Source organism: Acidiphilium sp. MT5 (genome assembly GCF_054767495.1).
The window spans coordinates 114,949-139,832 of record NZ_BAABMR010000006.1 but is presented as its reverse complement, the minus strand read 5'-3'; the positions used below and the strand labels follow the sequence as shown (position 1 = coordinate 139,832).

General features: G+C 59.5%; 22 protein-coding genes. 14 read left to right on the top strand and 8 right to left on the bottom strand.

The window, feature by feature from the left end; translation table 11 throughout:
- Nucleotide 1: 1 nt before the first annotated feature.
- Genes ACYUCQ_RS08545 through ACYUCQ_RS08535 form a run of 3 tightly spaced genes read right to left on the bottom strand, consistent with a single transcriptional unit; the run spans nucleotide 2 to nucleotide 1,912 of the window.
- Nucleotides 2–445 (bottom strand): DNA polymerase III subunit chi, encoded by a 444-nt coding sequence (locus ACYUCQ_RS08545; RefSeq protein ID WP_460254097.1) that lies wholly within the window; start codon nucleotides 443–445, stop codon nucleotides 2–4.
- Between the two features lie 17 nt (nucleotides 446–462).
- Nucleotides 463–1,539: an Mrp/NBP35 family ATP-binding protein gene (locus tag ACYUCQ_RS08540; protein WP_460254096.1), complete on the bottom strand. Its 1,077-nt coding sequence runs from the start codon at nucleotides 1,537–1,539 to the stop codon at nucleotides 463–465.
- A 31-nt stretch (nucleotides 1,540–1,570) separates the two neighbouring features.
- The gene (locus tag ACYUCQ_RS08535; RefSeq protein ID WP_460254095.1) at nucleotides 1,571–1,912 is read right to left on the bottom strand and encodes a DUF952 domain-containing protein; all 342 of its coding nucleotides are present in this window, start codon (nucleotides 1,910–1,912) and stop codon (nucleotides 1,571–1,573) included.
- 101 nt (nucleotides 1,913–2,013) lie between these two features.
- Here ACYUCQ_RS08535 and ACYUCQ_RS08530 point away from each other — a divergent pair, with 101 nt between their 5' ends.
- Nucleotides 2,014–3,636 (top strand): ABC-F family ATP-binding cassette domain-containing protein, encoded by a 1,623-nt coding sequence (locus tag ACYUCQ_RS08530; protein WP_460254094.1) that lies wholly within the window; start codon nucleotides 2,014–2,016, stop codon nucleotides 3,634–3,636.
- A 27-nt stretch (nucleotides 3,637–3,663) separates the two neighbouring features.
- Here the strand turns inward: ACYUCQ_RS08530 and ACYUCQ_RS08525 are convergent, their stop codons facing one another.
- Nucleotides 3,664–4,101 (bottom strand): RES family NAD+ phosphorylase, encoded by a 438-nt coding sequence (locus ACYUCQ_RS08525; RefSeq protein WP_460254093.1) that lies wholly within the window; start codon nucleotides 4,099–4,101, stop codon nucleotides 3,664–3,666.
- Entirely contained in the window at nucleotides 4,098–4,496 is a 399-nt protein-coding gene (parS, locus tag ACYUCQ_RS08520) for a type II RES/Xre toxin-antitoxin system antitoxin (RefSeq protein WP_460254092.1), read from the bottom strand. The genes ACYUCQ_RS08525 and parS overlap by 4 nt, the downstream gene beginning before the upstream one ends.
- Nucleotides 4,497–4,711: 215 nt before the next feature.
- Here parS and ACYUCQ_RS08515 point away from each other — a divergent pair, with 215 nt between their 5' ends.
- Together ACYUCQ_RS08515 and ACYUCQ_RS08510 are read left to right on the top strand one after the other, a co-directional pair.
- Nucleotides 4,712–5,761: a YncE family protein gene (locus ACYUCQ_RS08515; protein ID WP_460254091.1), complete on the top strand. Its 1,050-nt coding sequence runs from the start codon at nucleotides 4,712–4,714 to the stop codon at nucleotides 5,759–5,761.
- Between the two features lie 54 nt (nucleotides 5,762–5,815).
- On the top strand, nucleotides 5,816–6,718 hold the full coding sequence (locus ACYUCQ_RS08510) for a hypothetical protein (protein ID WP_460254090.1): 903 nt from the start codon (nucleotides 5,816–5,818) through the stop codon (nucleotides 6,716–6,718).
- Nucleotides 6,719–6,856: 138 nt separating this feature from the next.
- Here the strand turns inward: ACYUCQ_RS08510 and ACYUCQ_RS08505 are convergent, their stop codons facing one another.
- A complete protein-coding gene (locus tag ACYUCQ_RS08505) occupies nucleotides 6,857–7,363 on the bottom strand; it encodes a hypothetical protein (protein ID WP_460254089.1) in 507 nt (168 codons plus the stop codon).
- Nucleotides 7,364–7,870: 507 nt separating this feature from the next.
- A complete protein-coding gene (locus tag ACYUCQ_RS08500; RefSeq protein ID WP_460254088.1) occupies nucleotides 7,871–9,931 on the bottom strand; it encodes a thioredoxin domain-containing protein in 2,061 nt (686 codons plus the stop codon).
- Nucleotides 9,932–9,989: 58 nt separating this feature from the next.
- Between ACYUCQ_RS08500 and ACYUCQ_RS08495 the strand changes: the two genes are divergently transcribed.
- The 9 genes from ACYUCQ_RS08495 (at nucleotide 9,990) to ACYUCQ_RS08455 (ending at nucleotide 18,632) form a co-directional block, all read left to right on the top strand.
- Nucleotides 9,990–10,328 carry a (2Fe-2S) ferredoxin domain-containing protein gene (locus tag ACYUCQ_RS08495; protein ID WP_460254087.1) on the top strand — a complete coding sequence of 113 codons (339 nt, stop codon included), beginning with the start codon at nucleotides 9,990–9,992 and terminating at the stop codon, nucleotides 10,326–10,328.
- Between the two features lie 24 nt (nucleotides 10,329–10,352).
- Complete coding sequence (gene mnmE / locus ACYUCQ_RS08490; RefSeq protein ID WP_460254086.1) at nucleotides 10,353–11,657, top strand: tRNA uridine-5-carboxymethylaminomethyl(34) synthesis GTPase MnmE; 1,305 nt, start codon at nucleotides 10,353–10,355, stop codon at nucleotides 11,655–11,657.
- Between the two features lie 140 nt (nucleotides 11,658–11,797).
- Nucleotides 11,798–13,534, top strand: a complete 1,737-nt coding sequence (locus ACYUCQ_RS08485; RefSeq protein ID WP_460254085.1) for a c-type cytochrome — start codon at nucleotides 11,798–11,800, stop codon at nucleotides 13,532–13,534.
- Between the two features lie 12 nt (nucleotides 13,535–13,546).
- Entirely contained in the window at nucleotides 13,547–13,852 is a 306-nt protein-coding gene (locus ACYUCQ_RS08480; protein WP_460254084.1) for a high-potential iron-sulfur protein, read from the top strand.
- Nucleotides 13,853–14,132: 280 nt separating this feature from the next.
- Entirely contained in the window at nucleotides 14,133–15,863 is a 1,731-nt protein-coding gene (mnmG, locus tag ACYUCQ_RS08475) for a tRNA uridine-5-carboxymethylaminomethyl(34) synthesis enzyme MnmG (RefSeq protein WP_460254083.1), read from the top strand.
- Between the two features lie 12 nt (nucleotides 15,864–15,875).
- Nucleotides 15,876–16,487: a 16S rRNA (guanine(527)-N(7))-methyltransferase RsmG gene (gene rsmG / locus ACYUCQ_RS08470; protein ID WP_460254082.1), complete on the top strand. Its 612-nt coding sequence runs from the start codon at nucleotides 15,876–15,878 to the stop codon at nucleotides 16,485–16,487.
- On the top strand, nucleotides 16,477–17,313 hold the full coding sequence (locus ACYUCQ_RS08465; RefSeq protein ID WP_460254081.1) for a ParA family protein: 837 nt from the start codon (nucleotides 16,477–16,479) through the stop codon (nucleotides 17,311–17,313). Before rsmG ends, ACYUCQ_RS08465 begins: the two co-directional genes overlap by 11 nt.
- On the top strand, nucleotides 17,306–18,166 hold the full coding sequence (locus ACYUCQ_RS08460) for a ParB/RepB/Spo0J family partition protein (RefSeq protein WP_460254080.1): 861 nt from the start codon (nucleotides 17,306–17,308) through the stop codon (nucleotides 18,164–18,166). The genes ACYUCQ_RS08465 and ACYUCQ_RS08460 overlap by 8 nt, the downstream gene beginning before the upstream one ends.
- Before the next feature lie 193 nt (nucleotides 18,167–18,359).
- Nucleotides 18,360–18,632, top strand: a complete 273-nt coding sequence (locus tag ACYUCQ_RS08455; RefSeq protein ID WP_460254079.1) for a hypothetical protein — start codon at nucleotides 18,360–18,362, stop codon at nucleotides 18,630–18,632.
- On the opposite strand, the gene ACYUCQ_RS08450 is transcribed toward ACYUCQ_RS08455, so the two are convergent.
- Entirely contained in the window at nucleotides 18,633–18,863 is a 231-nt protein-coding gene (locus ACYUCQ_RS08450; RefSeq protein ID WP_460254078.1) for a hypothetical protein, read from the bottom strand.
- 315 nt (nucleotides 18,864–19,178) lie between these two features.
- Between ACYUCQ_RS08450 and ACYUCQ_RS08445 the strand changes: the two genes are divergently transcribed.
- On the top strand, nucleotides 19,179–22,322 hold the full coding sequence (locus ACYUCQ_RS08445; RefSeq protein WP_460254077.1) for a type ISP restriction/modification enzyme: 3,144 nt from the start codon (nucleotides 19,179–19,181) through the stop codon (nucleotides 22,320–22,322).
- A 296-nt stretch (nucleotides 22,323–22,618) separates the two neighbouring features.
- Nucleotides 22,619–24,877 (top strand): arylsulfatase, encoded by a 2,259-nt coding sequence (locus tag ACYUCQ_RS08440; protein ID WP_460254076.1) that lies wholly within the window; start codon nucleotides 22,619–22,621, stop codon nucleotides 24,875–24,877.
- Nucleotides 24,878–24,884: the final 7 nt, after the last annotated feature.

The following is a 24,884-nucleotide window of genomic DNA, read 5'->3' as shown; positions in this document are numbered from 1 at the left end:
GCTATCCCGCCTTCACCCAGCCGGATTCGTCCTGGCGCCAATAGGTGAGGCTGTGCCCGGCCTGTTTCGCCGCCGCCCAGCGGCTGCGCGCCGCCGTCACCCGGTCAGGATCGGTGCCATCGAATAAGTCAAATACCCGCTCGAACCGATCGAGCGGAATCGGCGCGCCATCGGCCAAAAACAAAAATCCCGCCTGATTGCCGGGATGATCCGCCATGCTCAGCAAAATGGGCTGTGCCGCATCATCCGCCCCGCCCGCCATGCCATGCGGCAGCCAATCGGGATTTTCGCTCCGCCACAGCGCGTCATCGATGCTGGCGAGCAAGGACGGATCTTGCGCGACCAGCAATATTCGCGCCCCTGCCGCCAAGCTGCGCCCGAGCAAGGGCGGCAGGGCCGCGAGCAATTTGGTGCGGGTTAGATGATAAAACCCGATGGCGGCCATCCAAGCCGATCCTCGCGCTATTCGATCACGATGCGCGGCCCTGCTGATGCCGGTGCCGCGCTGATTTGGGCGGATACTGCTGCCGCCACCGATTTGAACGCCCGTGCCGCCTCGCTCTCGGGCGCGCTCACCACCACCGGCGTGCCGGCATCTGAGGTTTCGCGGATTGCCAGCAGCAGCGGCACTTCGCCGAGGAACGGCACGCCGATGCGCGCCGCCTCCGCCCGCGCGCCGCCATGGCCGAAAATTTCGCTGCGCTCGCCGCAATGCGGGCAGGTGAAAAAGCTCATATTCTCGACAATGCCCAAAATCGGCACCCGCACTTGCCGGAACATCGCCACGCCACGACGCGCATCCGCCAGCGCAATATCCTGCGGGGTTGAGACCACGACGGCGCCGGTCAATTTCACCCGCTGGGCCAGGGTTAATTGAATATCCCCGGTTCCGGGCGGCAAATCGATCACCATCACATCGAGCGCGGGCCACGCCACCTGCCCCATGAGCTGCATCAGCGCATTCAGCACCATCGGCCCGCGCCACACCATCGCGGTTTCTTCATCGACCACATGCCCGATGGAAATGGCGTGCAAGCCCCAGGCCTGAATCGGCACCAGCCGGTTGCCCTCCATCGCCGGTTTGCCCTGGTGGCCCAGCATGCGCGGCAATGACGGCCCGTAAATATCGGCATCGAGCAGGCCGACCCGCAGCCCGGTTTGCGCCAGTGCCGCCGCCAAATTCACCGCGACGGTAGATTTACCCACCCCGCCTTTGCCGGACGCGACCGCGATGATCGCGCCGACATTGGCTAATAAAGCCGGTGCTGCCGACGCGGGTGCTGCCGACGCAGAACCGGGGGGCGGTGCAGGCTCCGCTGCGCGCTGGGCGGTGAGCACCACCGTTGCATTGCGCACGCCGGCCAATTGGCTGAGGGCGCGCTCCAGCCCGGCCCGCATTGCTTCGAACCGGGCCGCTTCGGCGCGGTCTACGCGCAGCGCCACCTGCACCAGCCCCTCGCGCACCGAGACCGAATCGAGCCGGTCCGCGCCAACCCCCGGAAATCCTAAAACGACCGACCGTACCTGCTGCTCATCCATTATTCGCTCCAATTTTCCGCGCCAATTCCGATCACGCTTGGGCGGCACCATTGCCCGCCGGGCCGATCTGCGCAAGCATCTCCACGCTCAGCACCAGATCAGGCGTCAGCACGCCATAGAGATGTGGAAATAATGTGCCGCCGCGCGCCGGTTCCCAGCGCACCGCCGCCCCCAACGGCACCAGATTGATCGCGGCCAGCACCAGCCCGGTTGCGCCGGCAAAATGCGCGGCCAGCGTGCCAGCTACCTGCGCGCGGGTGGATAAATGAATGAACCCGTCCGCCTGATCGGCGGGCGAGCCGGCAAAATTTCCCTCGCGCTGAAACTGCGCCCATTCGGACGCCCGAAAAATTTTATACGCCACATTCTCCATTTTTTGCTCCTATTGTCGCGCCTTGGCATTTTGGTGCCGCCCATTTTCGCTGACGGCGAAACGCTCTACACGGCCTTATCCGTTCACCGAACCGAGGCTCCATGATCCGCCTAGACAATATCAGCAAGCAAAACGGCCAACGTCTGGTCTTTATCGAAGCCTCCTGCGCTCTGCAAAAGGGCGAGAAAATCGGGCTGGTTGGCCCGAATGGCGCGGGCAAGACCACCTTGTTTCGCATGATTACGGGCGCGGAGGTGCCGGATGAAGGGCAGATTCTGGTGGAGCGCGGTGTGAGTATCGGCCTGTTCAGCCAGGATGTTGGCGAGATGGCGGGGCGCAGCGCGGTGGCGGAGGTGATGGATGGCGCGGGGGCGGTGAGCGAGATCGGCGCCGAACTTTCCCGCCTTGAAGCGGCGATGGCCGATCCGGATCAGGCCGATCAGCTCGATGCGATCATTGAGCGCTTTGGCGATGTGCAAGCGCGCTTCGAGGCGCTGGGCGGCTACGCGCTTGATGGCCGGGCGCGCGAGGTGCTGCACGGGCTTGGCTTCAGCCAGGCGATGATGGAGGGCGATGTTGGCAATCTCTCCGGCGGCTGGAAAATGCGCGTGGCGCTGGCGCGTATTTTGCTGATGCGCCCGGATGTCATGCTGCTGGATGAGCCGAGCAACCATTTGGATTTGGAGAGCTTGATCTGGCTTGAACAATTTCTGGCCGGTTATGATGGCGCGCTGCTGATGACCTCGCATGATCGCGCTTTCATGAACCGGGTGGTGAATAAAATCATCGAAATCGATGGCGGCAGCTTGACCGATTATGCGGGCGATTATGAGTTTTACGAGCAGCAACGCGCGTTGGCCGAAAAACAACAGCAGGCGCAGTTTGACCGGCAAAAGGCGATGCTGGCCAAAGAAATCAGTTTCATCGAACGCTTCAAAGCCCGCGCCTCGCATGCCGCCCAGGTGCAAAGCCGGGTGAAAAAGCTCGAAAAAATCGACCGGGTAGAGCCGCCCAAGCGCCGTCAGGCCATCGGGTTTGATTTTGCCCCGGCCCCGCGCTCGGGCGATGACGTGGTTTTGCTCCGGGGCGTGTCTAAAGCCTATGGCGAGCGGGTGATTTATCAGGGGCTGGATTTGCTGGTGCGCCGGCGCGAGCGCTGCTGCGTGCTCGGCGTGAATGGCGCGGGCAAATCCACCCTGCTGAAACTGGTGACCGGCAGCACCGCGCCGGATGAGGGCACGGTCAAGCTCGGCGGCAGCGTCAAGCTTGGTTATTTCGCCCAGCACGCGATGGATTTGCTCGATGGCGGCGCCAGCGTGTTCGAGACGCTCGACAGCGCGTTTCCGCACGCCAACCAAGGCACGCTGCGCACGCTGGCCGGCGCGTTCGGCTTTTCGGGCGATGAGGTGGACAAGCCCTGCCGCGTGCTCTCCGGCGGCGAGAAAGCCCGGCTGGTGATGGCGCTGATGCTGTTTGATCCACCAAATTTTCTGGTGCTGGACGAGCCGACCAACCATTTGGACATCGCGACCAAGGAGATGCTGATCACCGCCCTCGCGCAGTATGAAGGCACCATGCTGTTCGTTTCGCATGACCGCCATTTTCTCGCCGCGCTCTCGAACCGGGTGCTGGAGCTGACACCGGAGGGCATTCATTTCTACGGCGGCGGCTACACCGAGTATGTTGCCCGCACCGGCCAGGAAGCGCCGGGGCTGCACGCCTGACGCGCTGGGCTGATTGGCGGGACGCGCTCAGCGCGCGCCGCGCCAGAGGCGCGTATCGAAAGCGAACGGCTTGAGGGCGATCAGCTTGGCCTTGGTGGCGTTCGGATGGGCCGGGTTTAGCAGATAATTGAAGGCATCAGGCACCAGTAGAGAGGGCACGCGCAGGATGGCGGTTCGGCCCTGCGCACACCATTGATCGCCATAGGCTTGGGGATTGGAGGGAAATTCGGTGAGGGTCTCTGGCGGCTCATCGGGCAGGGCGATTTTCATCAACACGAAATCATCGGGTAACAGGTCGGGCGGCAAATCGAGATGGACCCGGACTTCCAGCGCCGCCAAGGCTGGGTGATCGGCGGTATAGACAATGGCGGCGCCTGGCCGGTTCCAACGGCCCCCCACCAGCTTGGCGCCGGACCCGGACAAATCCGCATAGCGCCGCTTGGCGATGCGCCAAGCCGTGATCAAGCGGCGATGCCGTGCGCAATCTGGGTGAGCAATGCTTCGACGGCGCGGGCGCCGGCATCGGTATCGAGCAAATGCAAGGGCGCTTGACCGTCCAGAACACGGCTCGGGCGGCGGAGCCATGTTGCGGCTTTTTCGCGGTTGGCGAACACATCCTCGGCGGTGGCAATGATGCGCAGCAAGCGGGCGAAACGATCCGATTGCTCGACCGATAAGCGGCCAATTTGCCGACGATGCGCCAAGGTTTTGCGGGGCACTGCCAATTGGTCGATTTCAACCGCTGTCACCAACCCGTCGCGGATCGCCTCATCGACCCGGTCGATCGGGAGGCCGCTCCTGATTTCACGGACCGCCTCCAGGCCACTCAATGCTGTGTTCATGATCGGGGCTGTGTTCATAATCGGGCTCCTGGCGATATGCCTTATATATATCGGCATATCGCCGCAATGCAACCTCTTGAGCGGGTTCCGCCCGATGCCATTGATGCGAAAGACGGGGGATGTGAAAAAGTGGCGGGCGCGAAAAATGATAAATTGATGACATCGCCCGCGTGCGATTGCATCGCGGCGCGCTTCATTCCAAACCCGGACATCAGCTCAATTCAGGATTTGCCATGACCGCCCGCCTTGCCCTGCTCACCCGCCTTGCTTTACTCACCGGCCTTGCGGTGCTGCCGCATCGCGCGGCGGCGCACACGCCGAATTTCGCGGTTTCCGGCAGCATTGCGGTTCCTGGCCCGGTCAAATGGGATTATCTGACCACCGAGCCGGGCGCGCACCGGCTGTTCGCGGCGGAGGGCGACCGCATCGCCGTGATCGACACGGCGCGCGATCAGCCGATAGCCACCATTGCGCCAATCAATGGCGCGCACGGCATTGCCCTCGCACCCACGCTCAATCGCGGCTTTGCCACCGCTGGCCTTGCCGGCACCGTGACCATGTTCAACCTGCGGACCCTGCATATCCTGAAAACCATCAAGGTCGGACCCGGCCCGGACGCCATCGCGTTTGATCCGGCGACCAATCGGGTGTTTGCGCCGAACGAGAAAAGCCAGCGCCTGTTCGCCATTGATGCGCGCACGGGCCGCCTTTTGAAATCCATCCCGTTTCACGCCGATCCGGAATTCATTGTCACAGATGGCCGAGGCCACGCTTATCTCAATCTGAAATCCGCCGACCAAATCGCGGTGATCAACACCAGAACCCTGCGCTTGACGCGGCGCATCAATCTCGGTGCGGCCTGCCATGGCCCGGTGGGCCTCGCGATTGATCGCACCCGCCAGCGCCTGTTCGTCTCGTGTGTGAACCACCGGGTTGATATTATCGCCGCCCGTACCGGCCAAAGTCTCGCGACCCTGCCAATTCCCGGCTTTAGCGACGCGATGCGCTATGATCCGCGCGCCAACATCGCCTTCGCCCCCAGCATTGACGGCACACTAACCATCATCGGCGCCACCGACCTAACCCACTACCAAATCATCCAAACCCTCCACACCGCCCCGAGCGCGCGCACTATGGCGTTCGATCAGGCGACCCAAACCGCTTTTCTCTCCGCCGCCACCATTCGCAAAATCCTGCCGCCGAAGCCGGGCAAGAGCTATGGCAAAACCGAATTCGTGCCGGGCAGCTTTCATATCCTTGTCGTTAAGCCGATTAACCGCTAGCCTGACTGCAGAATTAATTCGTGCAGTCAAGAATTGGGGATGGAGGAAGCGATAATGCCTGACATCAATGTGAAAAATTTTACTGACAAAGCCTTCGAAATTAACAAACGACTCGGCAAAATCTTCAGTAGCTCACTCGACCCACTGATCAGTGAACTTGGCAAAGCCCCCACACTGATGGCCGACCCTGCCAAAATGGCCCGGCTGCAAGAGTTGATTTTTTTTATCCCCGCGGATCGGCAACAAAAATATCAAGCCGCGCTCGACCTACTGGCACCGTCGGGCCTGCGGATCTGTGGCCGTCCCTGTGATCCCACTATGCATTTTGTCCGTTTCGATCTTGAAAATAGTTATATGTATAAGGGCGATAATGGTGGTGCTGGAGAGCTCGTAACCTTGACGCCCGGCGGCTACCACCATGTCTTCGATTTCAAATGGAAGAGCAGCACCGGCAGCATGGAGTCGTTGAAAAAGGTCGGCACCCGAGAGTTTGTAAAGTTCAGGACATCCCAGCAAGTACCACCGTTCACCGACCGGATGCCGAGCGACATGCAATTTTATTGGGGCGACTCTCCATCGGCGAATTCGGGGTCGGGACGAGACGATCACTCGATCAAACCCCCTCGTTTCGTTTGCCAATATCCATGGGTCGCCGGTGAGAACGTCGCCGAACAATGGTATCAATACAGTATCGACGGGATGCAAACATGGCAAAATATTCCCGGCGCGGCCTATCTGATCACCAAAGGTGTCCGCAAATCTGGCAATAATTGGGTATTCTATTTTCGTAAATCCAATTGGGCGCCACATAACACCAAGCGATATAATTTCGAAGTCGAGTATTTAATGGGCGCCGCGCTACCGTTTCCGCCCACCATTGGTCAGAAATTTCAGAAATCGGGACAGGGTACACAGACAGATATTACCACGGTCGGAAAACTCATCAGCCGGGGATAAGTCAGCTTCACAACGAAGACCCACACCCACCCGCGCGCCCTCATTTAGCACGGCCACCGCCTGGCTGAACGATCAGCGCCGCCATAGTCAATTTTAATAGGACCAATCACATGTGAATGGCCTACGTCGTCGTTTAAATTAGAACGGAATATCGTCACCCCAAGAGGCGATTTGATCGCTGGTCGGCGGTTCTGGTTCGGGTTCTTGCTCTCTAGACGTGGACTCTACCCCTTGCCAACACGAGGGTTCGTTTCGATGTAAGTCGTTTTCCCATACACTTAGTCCCCATCCCTCCGTCCGACTGGAAACGAGGTCGCCTGATCGAGAGAGCATCCCGGAAAGATTTGTGATTTTATTCTGGCCACCGATGTGAAGCCCCCGCCGCTCAAGTTCCTCGACAAGGAGGCGAGTCGGCTGACGCGTACCTTTTTCCCTCAAAATTTCGATGACGGTAGACACCAGCAGAGTTCCAACGCCGCCTTTTACGCGATCCACATCGTCCCGTTGTGACTCATAAGCGCGAGTCACTTCAATGTAGTGCTCCAGTTTGACCACTTTTTCGTTCGCGGCGCTCAACTGCGCCTGAAGGCGAGCCACCTCCAGCTTAAGTTTGGTCAAATCCGACGTGGCACGATCCAACGACATAATCCGCTAATATACTAAGAATCTCAAGATTACAACAAAATTATCCACAGGCCGTAGTGCGTCACAACGACCCTTGACCTTGTTGTAAGAATCGGGCAAGCATTAATGATGGGCCACGAATCGAAAGCCCCCATCCCTCCACCAAAGGGAAGGGGGCTAACGAGGTTACGGCTTTGGTTGTTGTAGTGACGCCTTGGGGCGCACCCCGCGCAACCAACACGCAAACGCGGCTCTCGCCGGGTCCGGTGGCTATCGGAATCTAGCGTGGGCCGAGTCGATGTGCAAGGGGTGTACCCCAGGCCATGGGGGTTTTCTCAACATGGTGTTCGTTAAATCTTATGTCCGCGTTCGCTTCGGAAACGTGGAGCTTGTTTGTCAGCACTTCCGTAGCTACCCGAGGCGGTGATTAAGAGGCCGGGTCCAAATTTAGGACCCGGCTTTCACCGTATCTCGCAAGGACGGCTCGAATCTTGGTAATGACGATTTTCGCTCGATAGCGCCGCAGCCTTAGCTATTGCGCCGGCCGCCTGGCTGCACAATCAGCGCCGCCAAATCCTCCGCCCGATAGACCGGCGGCGCGCAGCTTTGCGCCCGGCACAGATAGGCGGCGGCTTGCCCATCCGCACCCGGCTTTTTGCCGTGGGCGGGATGCGTCGGCGCCAGCCCGCTCGCATCGCCCACCGGCAGCACAACGAGGGCCGGATCGAACCCGCGCAAAGCGGCTTGGTGCAAATCGTGGAAATCCGCACGCGCCGGATCACCCACGATCACCACGCAGCCGCCGGCCTCCAGCATCCGTGCGGCGACCAGCATGGTCGGGTAGGCTGACAAAATCCGCCGTTCCCCGCTCATCGTCGCGATAATCTGTTCGGCGCGCTCGCGATGCGCCAGCGTGCCGGTCAAGAGATACAGCGCTGCATACACCTCGACCATCAGCCCGGCCCCCGCCGGGGTCACGCCATCAAACCCGCCATGCGGGCGCATTCCGCCCGGTAAATCCTCGGCGTCATCGGCCACCAGGTAAAATCCGCCACGCCCATCGCCAAACCGCGCCTCGGTTGTGGCCAGGGTGCGCTCCACCGACGCCAACAGCGCCCGATCGCCACTGGCCTGATACAGGCTCACCATCGCCCGCAGCATCGCGGCCTGATCATCAAGCAGCCCGATTGCGGAAATCCGCCCGCGCCGAAACGCATGGCCAAACCGCCCATCCGCGCCGCCCAAACAAGCCTGCACCGCCCGAAAGGCGGACCACGCTGCCGCCAGCCAATCAGGCCGTTCAAACACCGCAGCCGCACGCACCAACGCCGCGATGGCGAGGCCGTTCCAATCGGCGAGGATTTTATCATCCCGCCCTGGCCGCACCCGCTGATCGCGCGCCGCCAGCAGCCGCGCACGCAAGCCCGCCAATTGGGCCTCAGTCGCCGCATCCTCCGGGTGCGTCGCGCGCGTCAGAATAATCCGCTCCTCCCAATTCCCCCCTTCCGGACAAGGATAATGCGCTTCAAAACTTACCAAATCCTTGCCAAGCACCGATTCAATCTCACGCCGCGTCCAGACGTAAAATTTGCCCTCCTCGCCTTCGCTATCCGCATCCTCGGAGGCCGCGAACGCCACCGCGCCATCATCCTGCGCATCGCTCTCGGCGCGCATATCGCGCAGCAGCCAGCCCACCAGCTCATCGGCCCGCGCGGCGAACAATAAATCCGGTTCTGCCGCCTGCACCAGCGCGAGCAAATCGAGCAATAACGCATTGTCATACAGCATTTTTTCAAAATGCGGCACCAACCATTCGCCGTCCGTGGCATAGCGCGCAAACCCGCCGCCCAAATGATCCCAAATCCCGCCTTGCGCCATCCGCGCCAACAGCAGCCCGACCGCCGCCCCCGCCTCATGGCGCGCCGATCCGGCATATTCGCTCCATAAAAACCGAAAAATCGGCGGGTTGGGGAATTTCGGCGCGCCTTTCAGCCCGCCATCCTCCCAATCCACCATGCCGATGAACCGATCCGCGACGGCAATCAAATCCGCCCGCGTCAACGCCCCGCCCACCGCCGGTTCGCCGCGCGCCAACACCCGGCGCAGCAACGCCGCCCCGCTCTGGGCAATCCGCTCGCGATCCTGCGCCCAGCCTTCGGCCAAACCCTGCAAGATCTGCGGAAATCCGGGCCGCCCCCAGCGCGGCTCCGGCGGAAAATACGTGCCCCCAAATACCGGCGCGCCCTCCGGCGTTAAAAACATCGTCAACGGCCAGCCGCCTTGCTCGCCCATCGCCTGCAACGCCTGCATATAGATCTGATCGATATCGGGCCGTTCCTCGCGATCCACCTTGATATTGATGAAATGCTCATTCATCAGCGCCGCAATCGCCGGATTTTCGAAACTCTCATGCGCCATCACATGACACCAATGGCACGCCGCATACCCGATCGAGAGCAGCACCAATTTTTGCTCCGCCGCCGCGCGCGCCAGCGCCTCGGCACTCCAGGGCAGCCAATCCACCGGATTATGAGCATGCTGCAACAAATACGGGGAGGTTGCATCCGCTAAAGCATTTCGAGCCATCATGCGCTTCCTAAATTTTTGCACCGCCGCTAGATGGTCACACCGCCACCACGAGAACAGCATGACCGACACCGCATTACCCTATTTTCAACATCACGTCTTTGTCTGCGGCAATCGCCGTCCGGATGGGCATCCGCGCGGCTCGTGCGCCGCGAAAGGGAGTGAAAAACTGCGCGATTATATGAAAGCCCGCGCCAAGGAACTCGGCATCCCCAGCACCCGGATCAACGCCGCCGGCTGCCTGGATCGCTGCGAACACGGCCCGACCTTGGTGATTTATCCGCGCGGCACCTGGTATCGCGCGCCCGATAACGCGGCCATCGACCGGATTCTCACCGAAGACCTGCTCGGCGGCCAGATCGTCACCGAATTTCTGCTCGCGCCCACCGCGCCCAAATGATCCGCGCCGAATGATCACGCCCCCATGAACGATCCGATTTTTGCGCCCGCCTCCGGTCAAGGCGGCGCGATCACCATCATCCGCCTGTCGGGTCATGGGCTGCCGCGCATTCTCGAAGCGCTCGCGGGCCACCTGCCGCCGCCGCGCCAAGCCGCCCTGCGCCGCCTGCGCGATGCGGGGCGAATCATCGATGAAGGGCTGCTGCTCTGGTTTCCCGCGCCGCGCAGCGTGACCGGCGAAGATTATGCCGAACTGCATTTGCATGGGGGCCGCGCGGTGCGCGCCGCCATCGCCGATGCGCTGGTCACCCTCGGCGCACGCCCCGCCGAGCCGGGCGAATTTTCCCGCCGCGCCTTCGCCCATGGCAAGATCGACCTGCTGCAAGCCGAAGGCATCGCCGACCTGATCGACGCTGAAACCGAAGCCCAGCGCCGCATGGCCCTCGAACAATCCGCTGGCGCCACCAGCCGCGCCGTTGAGCATTGGCGCAGCACCCTGATCAACGCCATGGCGCAACTCGCCGCCAGCATCGATTTTGCGGATGAAGACCTGCCGCCGGAAACCGAATTTTTGCTCCTGCAATCCATTCGCAGCCTGCGCGACGAGCTTTCCGCCGCCCTCGGCGCCAGCCACGCCGCCGAACGGCTGCGCGAGGGCTTGTCGGTGGTGATTCTCGGCCCCCCCAACGCGGGCAAATCCTCGCTCCTCAACGCCATCGCCGGATCGGACATCGCCATTGTGGCACCCACCCCCGGCACCACCCGCGATGCCGTTGCCACCCGCCTGATCATCGCCGGCATTCCGCTCCACCTCACCGACACCGCCGGCCTGCGCGAGACCGATGACCCGATTGAGGCCGAAGGCGTGCGCCGCGCCCAGCGCCACGCCGAACAGGCGGACCTAATCCTCGCGCTGCACCCCGCCCCCGATTTTCCGCACCCGCCCGCACTGCCCGCGCTGCTTAATAGACCCGTGCCGATCCTGCATCTCGCGAGCAAGGCCGATCTCGCGGCGCGCACAATCCCGGCTGATTTGCTGCCGATCAGCACGCAAACCGGCGCCGGGCTGGACGCGCTGCTGGACCGCCTGACCACCGAGCTCACCCGCCTGACCGACCGCCAAGGCGCACCCGCCCTCGCCCGCCCGCGCCACGCCGCCTGCCTGTGCGACATGATCGCAGCGCTCGACCGCGCCCTCGCCGCCCCCGGATCAGAACTCCGCGCCCAAGACCTCCACGACGCCGCCACCGCCCTCGCCCGCCTAACCGGCACCATCGGGGTGGAAGATATTCTCGATCAGGTATTTCGCGCCTTTTGCATCGGCAAATAGCTTTGCGGCGCAACGCTGATCGAGCATTGATCACAAGCGTGTCATCCGGGCCGTTCTGACCGCATTTTGGCCGAACCGCACCACAAACCGGGTTGAAATCACCCAGCCGGGCACCCTCGTAAGGTCATGAAAGGTGTCCTATGTCCAAGAAGCCAATCCTGATCGGTGCGCTGATCGGCGCGCTCAGTGCCAGCTTTGTCGCGGCGATGATCTCGATCGCCTGGGGCGCCCATTCCGCCGCGCCACCCCTTGGCGGTGTCACCACCTGGTCCGCCGCCGCCACCCGCGTGGCGACGGACCCGAAACCCGGCATGTCCGGTAGCATCCTACCCGCGCCCGCCCCGATGCAAGATCATCCACAGCAAGCCGCCCTGATCCGCAAAGGCTATTTTCTCACCGTCGCGGGCGATTGCATGCCCTGCCACAGCGTTGCTGGCGAACCCGCTTATGCCGGGGGCCGCGCTGTCGGCACGCCGTTCGGCACGGTTTTTTCGCCCAATATCACGCCGAGTAAACGCGACGGCATTGGCGCTTGGACCAACCAGCAATTCTGGAACGCGATGCATAACGGCATCGATCCGGGCCATTCGCTGCTTGTATTTCCCAAATACCAGTATCCGGTGATGCCCTACACCGCCTACTCCAAACTTACGCGCGCTGATGTTATGGCGATCAAAGCCTATCTCGACAGTCTTGCGCCGGTGCGGATCAAAAACCGCGCGAACACCATGCTGTTCCCGACTGATCTGCGCGCCGGCCTGCTCGCCTGGCGCCTGCTCTATTTCCACCCGCATCCGGTTCGCGATCAACCCGGCTGGACCAAAAACACGCGGCGCGGCGCATATTTGGTGCAAGCGCTCGAACATTGCGACGCCTGCCACACGCCGCGCAACATCGCGATGGCAACCATCACCTCACGCTTCCTTGCCGGCGGCCATATCACCGCCCAATCGTGGTATGCCCCCAACATCACCAACGCCAAATCAGACGGTCTCGGCGCTTGGTCGAACCACGCGATTCTGACCTATCTGCGCGATGATGGTGACATGCACCAAGGCGCACCTTTCGGCAAAATGAAAACCGTGGTCGATGATAGTCTGAGCCGCCTGCCCAAACAGGATGTGCGCGACATTGTTGATTATCTGCGCACGATCAAACCGCAGACCAGTGCCGAATCAACCATCAATAACAGCGGGTCAATCGCCGCTGGTAAAACGCTGTATCATGACGAATGCGCCCGCTGCCACCAAAATAACGGCGAGGGGGTGAAGAATAACATCCCTAATCTCGCTCACAACCAAGCACTCTGGAATGGCAAGCCGGATAATCTGATCGCGATGATGCTCGGCGGCTTTCAACCCTGGCACCCTGGCCAATCCGCAATGCCGCGCTTTGGCGCGATTCTCTCGGATCGGCAAATCGCCGCCATCGCCAATTATGTGCGCACCAGCTGGGGTAATCGCGGCCAGCCGGACGCGACCGCCGCCACCGTTGCGCGCCTGCGCCCGCTGGAAACCATCGAGGTTGATCTCAATACCGGCAGCACAGAGGCCAGCCTGCGCCATCAATCAACAACCCGCAGATTTACCGACATTAAAGGCCGCCTCTGGTTCAACGGCAACCGCACCGATTGCCGGATGACCGCAACGCTCGCCACCGAATATGGCAAACGCCCGATTTATCTTGCCGGTGCTTGCGCCGATCAGGGCGACAAACTCATTGGCCGCGCTACCATCGGTAACAAAACCATACCCATCGTTCTGCGGGTGCAGCAAGGCTATACCGCCAACCATATCACCAGCGTGCGGTTTTACGGCGCGCTGGGTGCGGACCGGACACTCAATGCCCGCGTCGCCCTTACCACCGTGAATTACTAACAGGAGCCGACCATGTCTTTCGCGCCACCGCCGCTCCGCCGCCGCCAATTTCTCACAAGCACCGCCACCGCGACCATCGCGGCCGCCGCTGCCCTGCCAACAGCACGGGCGGCAACGCCGACACAGCTTAACACGATGGTACCCACCCTATCCAAGGCCTCCGTCGGCTATATCGACATCCCCCATGACGGCGAAGTCTGTGGTGCCTGCATCTGGTTCAAACCACCCAACCCCGGCACCACCACCAGCCACTGCCACCTCGTCGCCGGCCCAATCAGCGCCGCTGGCTGGTGCCAAGCCTGGATGCGCCGCTCCTAAGCGCGCAATACTGACCTGGCATAGAGGACCAAAACAACGGCTGGCAAATAAAGGACCAACGAAATAGGTTATGAATAGAAATAAATCGAATTTTGTTTATTATTAGACACGATTATTTCTTGTCGGTTGAAAAATATTTCAATATTTATCGCAATTTCTTCGGTAGTTGCATGGCTTGTCAACCATACCCGCGCCGCCTCGTGTCAGCGCCCAATCGGCCCTTGCCCCCGCCGAAAATCCGATCCCTACAATTCTCGCCAAACCCTGCTATAAGCCTGCTATGTCTACACAAAACTCATCCTATGACGTCATCATTATCGGCGGTGGTCATGCCGGCACCGAGGCCGCTGCTGTCGCGGCGCGCATGGGGGCGCGCGTTTTGTTGATGACCCATGACCGCGCCCGTATTGGTGCCATGTCGTGCAATCCGGCGATTGGCGGCATTGGCAAGGGCCATTTGGTCCGTGAGATTGACGCGCTCGATGGCATCATGGGCAAAGCGGCTGATGCGGCCTGCATTCATTTCAAAATGCTCAATCGCAGCAAAGGCCCCGCCGTGCGCGGGCCGCGCGCGCAGGCGGATCGGGCGCTTTATGCGCAAGCGGTGCAGGGTTTTTTGGCCGTGGAGAAAAACCTCACCATCCTTGAGGCCGAGGCCGCTGATATTGCGCTGGACGATCAGGGCCATCTGGCCGCGATCATCACCAGCACCGGCCAGCGCGTAGGGTGCGCCGCTGCTGTGCTCACCACCGGCACTTTTCTCGGTGGTATTTTGCATTTTGGTGGCCGTTCCACCCCCGGCGGACGACTGGGTGATGCGCCCGCTCAAGCGCTATCGCGCCGCCTGCGCGCTCTGGGCCTGCCGCTGGGCCGACTGAAAACCGGCACGCCCGCCCGGTTGGCGCGTTCCTCGATCGATTGGGACGAGCTTCCTGCCGATCATGGTGACGCTGAGCCAACGCCGTTCAGCCTGCTCACCGAGCGGATCACCAACCCGCAAATTGCCTGCCGGATCAGCGAAACCACCGGCGCGACGCACGATATTATCCGCGATAATCTGCATCAATCGGCGGTCTATGGTGGCCAAATCGAAGGGGTTGGGCCGCGCTACTGCCCGTCGATCGAGGATAAAATCGTCCGTTTTGCTGATAAATCTCGGCATCAGGTATTCTTGGAGCCTGAGGGGCTCGACAGCGATATTGTGTATCCGAACGGCATTTCGACCAGCCTGCCTGAGGCGATCCAGCAAGCGTTCATTCAAACCATGCCGGGCCTGGCGCGTGCAAAAATTCTGCAGCCAGGCTACGCGGTTGAGTATGACTATATCGACCCGCGCGCCTTGCGCCACAGCCTCGAACTCAAGCAAATCCCTGGCTTGTTCCTCGCCGGGCAGATTAACGGCACCACCGGCTATGAGGAAGCGGCAGCACAGGGCCTGATGGCGGGCATTAACGCCGCCAGCCGTGCCAACGATCAAGCGCTGATAAAACTCTCCCGCGCTCAGGCTTATATCGGCGTGCTTATTGATGATTTGGTTACACGCGGGGTGACGGAACCGTACCGCATGTTTACCTCGCGCGCCGAGCATCGGCTGCGGCTGCGGGCGGACAATGCGGATTTGCGCTTGACTGCACTCGGCATCGAATGGGGATGCGTTGGCCCTGATCGTCAAAGCGCGTTCGCGGCGTTGCGCGCCGCCATGGCCGGCGCTTCGGCGGACGGTCGGCTTAGCGCGATGGCGGCGGACATTCGCGCAGCCGATCAGCATTACGCGGGCTATCTCAGCCGCCAGGATCAGGAAATCAAAGCCCGTGCCAAGGATGATGCAGTGTTGATTCCTGATGATTTCAATTATGCCGCCGTGGGCGGCCTCTCTGCCGAGCTGCGCGCGCGGCTGGAACGCTTTCGCCCCACATCGCTCGGCGACGCCGGTCGCTTGGAGGGGATGACGCCGGCGGCCTTGGGCGCGGTGTTTGCCGCATTACGCCGCCCGCGCAGCCAAGCGGCGTGAGGGCTGTTTCACGTGAAACAGGATCTGGCGGCGATCGAGGCCCTTGTTTCACGTGAAACAATTGAGCGGCTCCGTTCGTTCGAGGCAGAGCTGCGCCGGTGGACGTTGCGGATTAATCTGATTGCGAAGGCGGATATCGAACATATCTGGGCGCGGCACATTCTCGACTCGCTGCAAATTCTGCCGCTGATCCCGACCGCCACCATCAACGGGGTCGATCTGGGCGCGGGTGCGGGGTTTCCGGGGATGGTGCTGGCCATCGCACGGCCGGCATTGCGCATGACGCTCGTGGAGTCCGATCATCGCAAGGCTGCTTTTTTACAGCATATCGCCGCCGAATTAGGTGTTGCGGTGCGCGTGATCGCCGCGCGCATTGAAGCGCTTTCGCTGCCGCCCGTTGACTTCGTCACCGCCCGGGCCTTGGCGCCGCTGGACCGGCTGTTGGAGCTTGCGGCGCCATTGCTGGCGCCTGAGGGATTTTGCCTGTTTCCCAAAGGCCGTCAGGGGGAAACTGAGTTGACCGCAGCCTCGGCGCGGTGGCACATGAGGGTCAGCCGTGAGGCGAGCCGCACTGACCCTGATGCAGTCATTTTTCGTCTTGATGGGATAAGCCGTGTCACCTGACCAAAAAAATCGCTCGCCGAAACCGCCGCGCATTGTGGCGATTGCCAATCAGAAGGGTGGCGTTGGCAAAACGACGACCACGATTAATCTGGCGGCAGCGCTCGCGGTTGCTGGTGAGCGGGTTTTGCTGATCGATTTGGACCCGCAAGGTAACGCCTCGACCGGGTTGGGGTTGGCCGCGTCCGCGCGGGGTGTGGGCGCTTATGCGTTGTTGGCGGGTGATGCGACGCCGGATGATTTGGTGCATCCCACTGAGATTCCTGGGCTTTCCCTGATCCCGGCGACGGAAGATTTGATTGGTGCGGATTTGGAGTTCGCCGCAGCACCCCAGCGTGAGCGATTGATTGCGCAAACCATCGGCGCGCCGGCGTTCGCTGGGTTGTTTGATTATGTGTTCATCGATTGCCCGCCGGGGTTGGGGCTGCTCACGTTGAATGCGCTGGTCGCGGCGTCGCTGGTGCTGGTGCCGCTGCAATGCGAGTTTTTTGCGCTGGAGGGCATCACCCAGATGACCCGGACCATTGATCTCGTGCGGCGGAGCCATAATCCTGGATTGGTGATGGGCGGGATTGTGCTGACGATGTTGGATCGGCGCAATAATTTTTCAGTTGCGGTGGTGAATGACGTGCGCGATCATTTCAAATCGCTGGTGTTTGAGACCACGATTCCGCGCAATATTCGGATTACCGAGGCACCGAGCCACGGCAAGCCGATATTGCTTTATGATCTTCGCTCGCCAGGGGCGCAGGCTTATGTGGCGTTGGCGGCAGAATTTTTGCGGCGCGAGCGGGCTGGACGGCAAGGAGCGGTGAAACATCATGACTAAACCACAACCAAAACGGCTGGGCCGGGGCTTGGCCGCGCTGATGGGCGATCAGGCGAATGCTGGGCCGTTGGCAACGCCGCAGAGCCTGGCGACGGCTGATTTGGAGCCGGGGCCGTTTCAGCCCCGGCGGACGATGGATGAGGCCGCACTCGATGAGTTGGCTGAATCGCTGAAGGCGCAGGGGGTTTTGCAGCCGTTATTGGTGCGCGCGCATCCGACGATTGACGGGCGCTATCAGATTATCGCCGGGGAGCGGCGCTGGCGGGCGGCGCAGCGCGCGGGGTTGCATGAAGTGCCGGTGTTGATCCGCCGTTTGTCCGACACGGAGGCGATGGCGGCGGGGCTGGTTGAGAATTTACAGAGGCAGGACCTTGATCCGATTGAAGAAGCGGAGGGGTTTCGCCGATTGATGACCGAGTTTGGGCTGAGCCAAGAGGCGCTGGCGCAGGCGGTGGGTAAGTCGCGGTCGCATGTCGCGAATTTGTTGCGGTTGCTGAATTTGCCGATGGCGGTGCAGCGTCAGGTGCGCGAGGGTGCTATGAGTTCGGGCCATGCGCGGGCGATTATCGGCCATCCGCGCCCGGAAGAGGCGGCGCGGGCGATTATTGAGCGGAAATTATCGGTGCGGCAAGCCGAAAAATTGACCCAAGAGGCGCTGACCGCGAAAGCGCCGCCGCCGCGCCCGCCAGCGCAACATGACCCGGAAACGCGGGCTTTGGAGAAGGATTTATCCGAGCGCTTGGGCTTGAGTGTGCGGATTAACTATGACGGCAAGCGGGGCACGGTGAGTGTGGTTTATAACACGCTCGATCAGCTTGAGGGGATTGTGGCGCTGTTGAACGGCGCGCAGTGATATCGCACCGTTCATTGTGGAGCGCGGGCGAACCATAGCCGGATTTGCGCGACGCGGCACGGGATTCACCGTGCGATTGGCTGCTGATTTGTTTGCGGTGCGGGAATAACGCACGAAGCCATTGGCCAAAGGATAGGCGGCGCGCCTTGTTGGATTGGGTGAACGGGCGAGCGGATCGCGTGAGGAGAAAAAAATGAGCGGTGGCGGGGGCGATGGGGACGCGGATGAGGTGCCGTGGGAAGGGCAAGCGATGACGGCGGCTTTCGAGTTTGCCAATGCGTGCGCGGATTTGGCGCGGCGTGGGCCTTACGACAAGGCTGCGGCGTTAGAGTGGTTGATGGCGTGTTTGATGACCGAGTTCTGGGATCGGGGGTTCAGTCAAACCGAAATCAGGTCGGCCTTTGAACAAGCTTTGGTCGATATGCCCGGATACGCGGCGGGAGAAGAGCGGCGGGGAGGTGGGTGATTAGGGATCGGGATTTCGCGCTGGCAGCGTCAGATCAAGCGGCGGGAGTTTTGCATATTTGCGGGCGCGGCGGCGCTCGATTGGGATCATCATCACGGTGAAGACAACAAAAAACAACCCAGCGCCAATCAGTGTGCGCGTGATCAGGGTTGGTGTGACCACGATGTTCGACCAAGATTGGACCTGAAGGATAAATCCCTCAAAGATCGAGGCGATAACCCGGATGGCCACGGACAAAAGTCGGTATATGCGCGGGGGCTTGCCGTTCATGGGACACCTTTTGTGGTGACTGACCCTTGGGCGGGGTTGTCGGCCACCATTGTTTGGTAGTGGACGTTTAGCGGCATGAAGAAACCCGCCATAATTGCGATGATTTCGTTAAGGATGTCCGTATGAGCATTTATACGCTCCGAGGGGTATAAAGTGATTAGGGTGTGCTTGTTCTGCCGTCATGTCAACGGTTTTGGCCGTGCCCGCGAGATGTGGATCAAAAGGCGATTCTGTGGGATGATTCAGCAGTGATGGGTCATACAGCCGGTGGAGTGCATGGACACGGTATTTCAAACATATTTTGATTCGCTACTGCGGGTTCCTCTTGAGCAAAAGACAGAGCATACAGACCGCGCGGCTCTAGAGGTGCTGCTATGTCACTTTGCTGGCCGTAGTGCCGTCGTGCAACATGAGCCGAGGCGGCAGGATGATAAAGGTTCACCTGACTTCAAAATTACCGTTAAAGGTGCTGTTCTCGGATATATTGAGGTCAAAAAAATTGGCGATAATTTGGATGCCGTATTAAAATCACCGCAGATCAAGAAATATCGTCAACTCTCCGACAATATTTTACTAACCGATTATTTGACTTTTATCTGGATAAGTTCGCATGGCGTTGAGCAGGGATCGCTTGCATTTTCAGGGGACGTTAAAAGTCGGAAGCATAAGGTCAATACGGATCGGGCCGACTTGGTTGGCCGGTTGTTGCGGGGTTTTTTCTCCCAAGCGCCCATGGGGTTGGGGCGGGCGCAAGAGTTGGCAGCCGCGCTAGCAACGCGTTCACACCTATTGCGCGAGGGTTTGGCGGCCGTGCTGGCGGATCAGGAAGCCCACCATCAGGAAGGCCGACTTTATGGGTTATACGCCGCTTTTCGAACGCAGGTATTTGCCGATTTAACGCTTAGCGAATTTGCTGATGCGTTCGCGCAGATGCTTGCGTATGGCCTGTTTCTCGCCCGGCTCAATACGGCGGAGACGATCACGCTCGATAATGCTCGGCAGTTCGTTCCGGGCGCATTTCCGCTTATTCGCGAACTGATTGACTTCATTGGCGAGTTACGGAAACCCGATTATACACCGATCCGGTGGCTGGTGGAGGAGATTCTCTCCATTATGAACAGCCTGGACTTGGCGGCGGTGCTTGAAGATTTAAGTTTCGCCAACCGCCGGGCGATCCGCAGAGGGGTGCGGGCTGGGTCAGAGGCAGAGCATCGTTTGTTCGAACGTGATCCGTTCGTTTATTTCTACGAGGATTTTCTAGCGCGTTATGATGCGAAGCTGCGAAAGTCACGCGGCGTTTATTATACGCCGCCGCCTGTGGTCAATTTTATCATTCGGGCGATTGATACAGTATTGCGCGATTCGTTTGGAATTACCGACGGGCTTGCGGACCATAAGCGCGTGACGCTGCTTGATTTTGCCACGGGCACCGGAACATTTTTACTCGAGGCATTGGAGAAGATGTTCGAGACGATTGGACCGAGCCACGCGAAACGGGTGATGCTGGTGCGCGAGCATGTGCTGCGCAATGTGTTTGGATTTGAATATTTGATTGCGCCGTATACGATTGCGCATTTGAAACTCTCGCAATATCTCAAAGATAAGGGCGTTGGTCTGACCGGCCATGAGCGGTTGGGAATTTATTTGACCAATACGTTGGAGCCAATTGCCGCACAGCAGAATTTTTTGCTTCCCGCATTGAGTAAGGAGGCGGATGTGGCGCAAGAAATTAAGGATAAGCCCATTTTGGTGATTACTGGCAATCCGCCATATTCGGGACATTCTCGCAATAATGGCGTGGACGCCAAGCGATCCATAGATGCTTATAAAATCGTCGATGGGGCGCGGTTGGCCGAACGGAATTCAAAATGGCTCAATGATGATTATGTTAAATTTATTCGATTTGCGCAAATGAAAATCGACGCTGCGGAAGAAGGAATTGTTGGAATTATTACCAACCACTCGTTCTTAGATAACCCCACATTTCGGGGCATGAGGCAGTCGCTGATGGTAAGTTTTAATAAAATTTATGTTCTTGATCTGCACGGAAACGCTAAAAAGAACCAACGCAATCCGGATGGATCAAAGGACGAAAACGTATTTGACATCGAGCAGGGTGTGGCGGTGTCGCTTTTTGTTAAGAGTCGAAAACCAACGAACCATAGTGTGTATCGAGCGGACTTGTTCGGAACACGGTCCGCAAAATACGAGGCGTGTGCACGAACTGAGTTTTCGGATATAAATTGGAAGGTGGTGGTTCCATCTGCTCCATTTTACCTATTCCAAATCAACGATGTTAACCGACAAGCCGAATATCAAATGGGTTGGTCGGTGTCCGAAATATTCCCTGTAAATGTCTTGGGGTTTCAGACCCATCGGGATGAATTTGCTATTGGTTTTACGGAAGAGGAAATAGCTGAGCGCCTTCGCGACATGGCCGATCAACGTATTAGCGATGCAAACGTGGCGGAGAAATACAAACTTAAGGACAATCGCGACTGGAAATTGTCTGACACACGAAAGAGCATTCAGCGTCTTGCTGATCCGAAAATTACAGTCATTAATTATCGTCCTTTTGACCAACGATTTTGTCATTTTGGTTACATAACCATGGATTACCCAAGACGCGAATTATTAGCTCATGTACATACGAAACAAAATATCTGCATTCTTGTGCCTCGACAAATTGGTACGAATGTCTGGCGCCACGCTTTTTTAGCTGATGCTCCCGCCAATGACTGTCTCATTTCTAATCGCTCCCGTGAAGCAAACTATGTTTACCCTCTTTACCTCTATCCTTTGCCTAAAAGCGCGCAAACCACGACTCTCGACTTTATCGAACCTAACGATAAGACTGCCGAAGTAATCGAAAACATAGCTCCACGGTATCGCGACGAGCTCATAACCCGCTACGAAAATCCCGCGTTCTCGCCCGAGCAGATATTTGGCTATGTTTATGCGGTTCTTCATTCCCAAACGTATCGTGATCGGTATTCAGAATTTCTAAGGGGCGATTTTCCACGAATACCGTTTGCTGGTCGGCGCATTGGTTTTGAGACGCTTGCCGATCTTGGCTGGGATTTGGCACAAATTCATTTGTTGAAAGTCAAGCCGAATAAAAACCTAGCGCAATATCAAGGCCGAGGCGACAATGTGGTGGAGAAACCGCGCTATGTGGCGGCAGAGTCCGCCGTTTACATCAATGCGGCACAGTTTTTTGCGCCGGTGCCTGAGAATGTTTGGGCGTTCCAGATTGGCGGGTATCAGGTTCTGGAAAAATACTTGAAGTCCCGCAAAGGGCGGGCGCTTGGATTGGATGAGGTTACGCAAGTGGAGCGGATTGTTGCCGCATTGGAGATGACGATCGAGCGTATGGCCGAGATCGATATTGCTTATCGGGCGGCATTTGGGGTTGGGTGATGAACGCGCCGAGGGGAGGGCCACGCTTGAACCCCACATGATGCTCCGGTTCTCGCACGCTGGGTGCGCTATTGATCCGTACAACGGCTGCGTGAATTTCACCGTGTCGCGGCGCGTCCGTATGATCGGTGGACTAAATATCGCGTGAGAGCGAAAGTTTTTTGCGCCGCTTTTTTTCAAAAAAGCGGTTTTTTGCTCGCTTTCGCGGCGCTCCGCCGATTAGCCTGATTGACCCTCTGCCTGGTTGGTGCCAGTTTAATTCGTAAAGATTAGAGCAACCATGAGGGAGTGGCATTATGGCGCAGTCGGGTGATGAGCGCGGCGGGACGCGGCCTAATATTTTGGTGGTTTTGTTTGATGATGTCGGGTTTTCGGATTTTGGGTGTTATGGCTCGGAAATTCGCACGCCGGCGATTGATCAATTGGCGGCGGGGGGGCTGCGTTATACGGGGTTTCACACCACGGCGATGTGTTCGACGACGCGGGCTTCGTTGTTGACGGGGCGGAATCATCATCGGGTGGGGATGGGGTGCCTTGCGAATTTTGATGCCGGGTTGCCGGGGTATCGGGGCAAGATTGCGCGGGAGGCGGGGGTTTTGCCGGAGATGCTGCGGGGGGTGGGGTATCGGACTTATATGGTGGGCAAGTGGCATGTGACGCCGCTGCATGAGACGGGGCCGGCGGGGCCGTTTGATGGGTGGCCGTTGGGGCGGGGGTTTGATCGGTTTTATGGGTTTATGGATGCGGAGACCGACCAATATGCGCCGGAATTGATCCGGGATAATTCGCCGATTGCGGCCCCAGCGGATTTTGGGGGGGATTTTGGGGGAAATTTTCGCTCTGGCTATCATTTGAGTGCGGATTTGGTGGATCAGGCGATGGGGTTTTTGGCGGGGCATCAGCTTGATGCGCCGGGGGCGCCGTGGCTGTTATGGCTGGCGTTTGGGGCGTGCCATGCGCCGCATCAGGCGCCGGCGGAATTGATCCGCTCGTATGATGCGATGTTCGAGGCGGGGTGGGATGTGGAGCGCGCGCGGCGTTTGGCGCGGCAGATTGCGTTAGGGATTGTACCGGAGGGCACGGCGTTGCCGCCGCGCAATGAAGGGGTGGCGGCGTGGGATGCGTTAGGCGCAGATGAGCGGCGGTTATTTGTGCGGTTGCAATCGGCCTATGCGGCGATGCTGGATCATGCGGATCAGCAGATTGCGCGGTTGATGGCGTTTATGGCGCAGAGCGGGTTGGCGGAGGACACGATTATACTGGTGTTATCCGATAACGGGGCGAGCCAGGAGGGTGGGCCGCTGGGCATGGTGAATGCGATGGGGCCGTATAATTTTCAAGCCGAGACGCTGCAGGAGAAAATTCGGCGGATTGATGATATTGGCGGGCCGGACACGCATTCGAATTTTCCGCATGGGTGGGCGATGGCGGCGAATACGCCGTTGCGGCGGTATAAGCAGAACACGCATGGCGGGGGGATTCGCGATCCGTTGATTGTGCATTGGCCGCGTGCGGTGCGTGATCCGGGCGGGTTGCGGCATCAATTTTGTCATGCGGCGGATTTGGTGCCGACCTTGCTGGACTGGGTGGATGCGACGGTGCCGGAGACGATTGGCGGGGTCGCACAAATGTCGCTCGATGGTGAGAGTTTTGCGCGTAGTTTGACGGATGCGCAGGCATCACGCCGGGCGGGGCCGCAATATTTCGAGATGTTTGGCCATCGGGGGCTGTGGCATGATGGCTGGAAGGCGGTGGCGTTTCATAAGCCGGGCACGGCGTTCGAGGATGATGTTTGGGAGCTTTATCATTTAGACAGTGATTTTTCGGAAACGCGCGATCAGGCGGCTGTGATGCCGGAGCGGTTGGCGGCGTTGCAGGCGATGTGGTGGGCGGAGGCGGAGCGGTGCCATGTATTGCCGCTGGATGATCGGTTCGGGCAACGATTTATCGAGAGTTTGGCGCGCGGGCGGGGTGATCGCCGGCAGTTCGTGTTTCATCCGGGGGTTGGCCATATTCCGACCGATGTGGCGCCGGATATTCGAGCGCGGGGCTATGAGATTGTCGCTTATGTGGTGTTAGAGGCGGGTTCGTCGGGTGTGTTGATTGCGCATGGCGATGCGACATCGGGCTATGTGCTGTATGTCGAGGATGGGCGGCTGGTGCATGATTTGAATATTGGCGGGCGGCATCATGTGCTGCGCTCAAGCGGGATGTTGCCAATGGGGGCGTGCCGGTTGCGCTATCGGGCCATGGTGGGGCCGATGGTGCGGTTTGCCGCGCCGGGCCATGCGGGGATGATGGCGAAGACGGCGTTTCATGAAGGCGTGTTGCTGGTTGATGATGATGAGGTGGGGCGGCTGCGGTGCGATTCGGGGTTCAACACGCTGATTTCCTGGAGCGGGTTGGATATTGGGATGAGCAGGGGCAGTCCGGTTGGTGATTATGCGCCACCCTTTCGGTTCACCGGGCAGATCCAGCGCATCGAGATGCGGCTGGAGCCGCGCGGCTTGGTGAGCGGCGATGGGATTGGCCATGCGGAGATGGCGCGGCAGTGACGCGGTG

Excerpts from the sequence above, each read along its gene's own strand:
- mnmG (WP_460254083.1), top strand. The coding sequence starts at position 14,133 with ATGTCTACACAAAACTCATCCTATGACGTCATCATTATCGGCGGTGGT.
- ACYUCQ_RS08480 (WP_460254084.1), top strand. The coding sequence starts at position 13,547 with ATGTCTTTCGCGCCACCGCCGCTCCGCCGCCGCCAATTTCTCACAAGC.
- ACYUCQ_RS08540 (WP_460254096.1), bottom strand. The coding sequence starts at position 1,539 with ATGGATGAGCAGCAGGTACGGTCGGTCGTTTTAGGATTTCCGGGGGTT.
- ACYUCQ_RS08510 (WP_460254090.1), top strand. The coding sequence starts at position 5,816 with ATGCCTGACATCAATGTGAAAAATTTTACTGACAAAGCCTTCGAAATT.
- ACYUCQ_RS08460 (WP_460254080.1), top strand. The coding sequence starts at position 17,306 with ATGACTAAACCACAACCAAAACGGCTGGGCCGGGGCTTGGCCGCGCTG.
- ACYUCQ_RS08530 (WP_460254094.1), top strand. The coding sequence starts at position 2,014 with ATGATCCGCCTAGACAATATCAGCAAGCAAAACGGCCAACGTCTGGTC.
- ACYUCQ_RS08445 (WP_460254077.1), top strand. The coding sequence starts at position 19,179 with ATGGACACGGTATTTCAAACATATTTTGATTCGCTACTGCGGGTTCCT.
- ACYUCQ_RS08515 (WP_460254091.1), top strand. The coding sequence starts at position 4,712 with ATGACCGCCCGCCTTGCCCTGCTCACCCGCCTTGCTTTACTCACCGGC.
- ACYUCQ_RS08455 (WP_460254079.1), top strand. The coding sequence starts at position 18,360 with ATGAGCGGTGGCGGGGGCGATGGGGACGCGGATGAGGTGCCGTGGGAA.
- ACYUCQ_RS08500 (WP_460254088.1), bottom strand. The coding sequence starts at position 9,931 with ATGATGGCTCGAAATGCTTTAGCGGATGCAACCTCCCCGTATTTGTTG.
- mnmE (WP_460254086.1), top strand. The coding sequence starts at position 10,353 with ATGAACGATCCGATTTTTGCGCCCGCCTCCGGTCAAGGCGGCGCGATC.
- ACYUCQ_RS08485 (WP_460254085.1), top strand. The coding sequence starts at position 11,798 with ATGTCCAAGAAGCCAATCCTGATCGGTGCGCTGATCGGCGCGCTCAGT.
- ACYUCQ_RS08505 (WP_460254089.1), bottom strand. The coding sequence starts at position 7,363 with ATGTCGTTGGATCGTGCCACGTCGGATTTGACCAAACTTAAGCTGGAG.
- ACYUCQ_RS08545 (WP_460254097.1), bottom strand. The coding sequence starts at position 445 with ATGGCCGCCATCGGGTTTTATCATCTAACCCGCACCAAATTGCTCGCG.
- ACYUCQ_RS08440 (WP_460254076.1), top strand. The coding sequence starts at position 22,619 with ATGGCGCAGTCGGGTGATGAGCGCGGCGGGACGCGGCCTAATATTTTG.
- ACYUCQ_RS08535 (WP_460254095.1), bottom strand. The coding sequence starts at position 1,912 with ATGGAGAATGTGGCGTATAAAATTTTTCGGGCGTCCGAATGGGCGCAG.
- parS (WP_460254092.1), bottom strand. The coding sequence starts at position 4,496 with ATGAACACAGCCCCGATCATGAACACAGCATTGAGTGGCCTGGAGGCG.
- ACYUCQ_RS08495 (WP_460254087.1), top strand. The coding sequence starts at position 9,990 with ATGACCGACACCGCATTACCCTATTTTCAACATCACGTCTTTGTCTGC.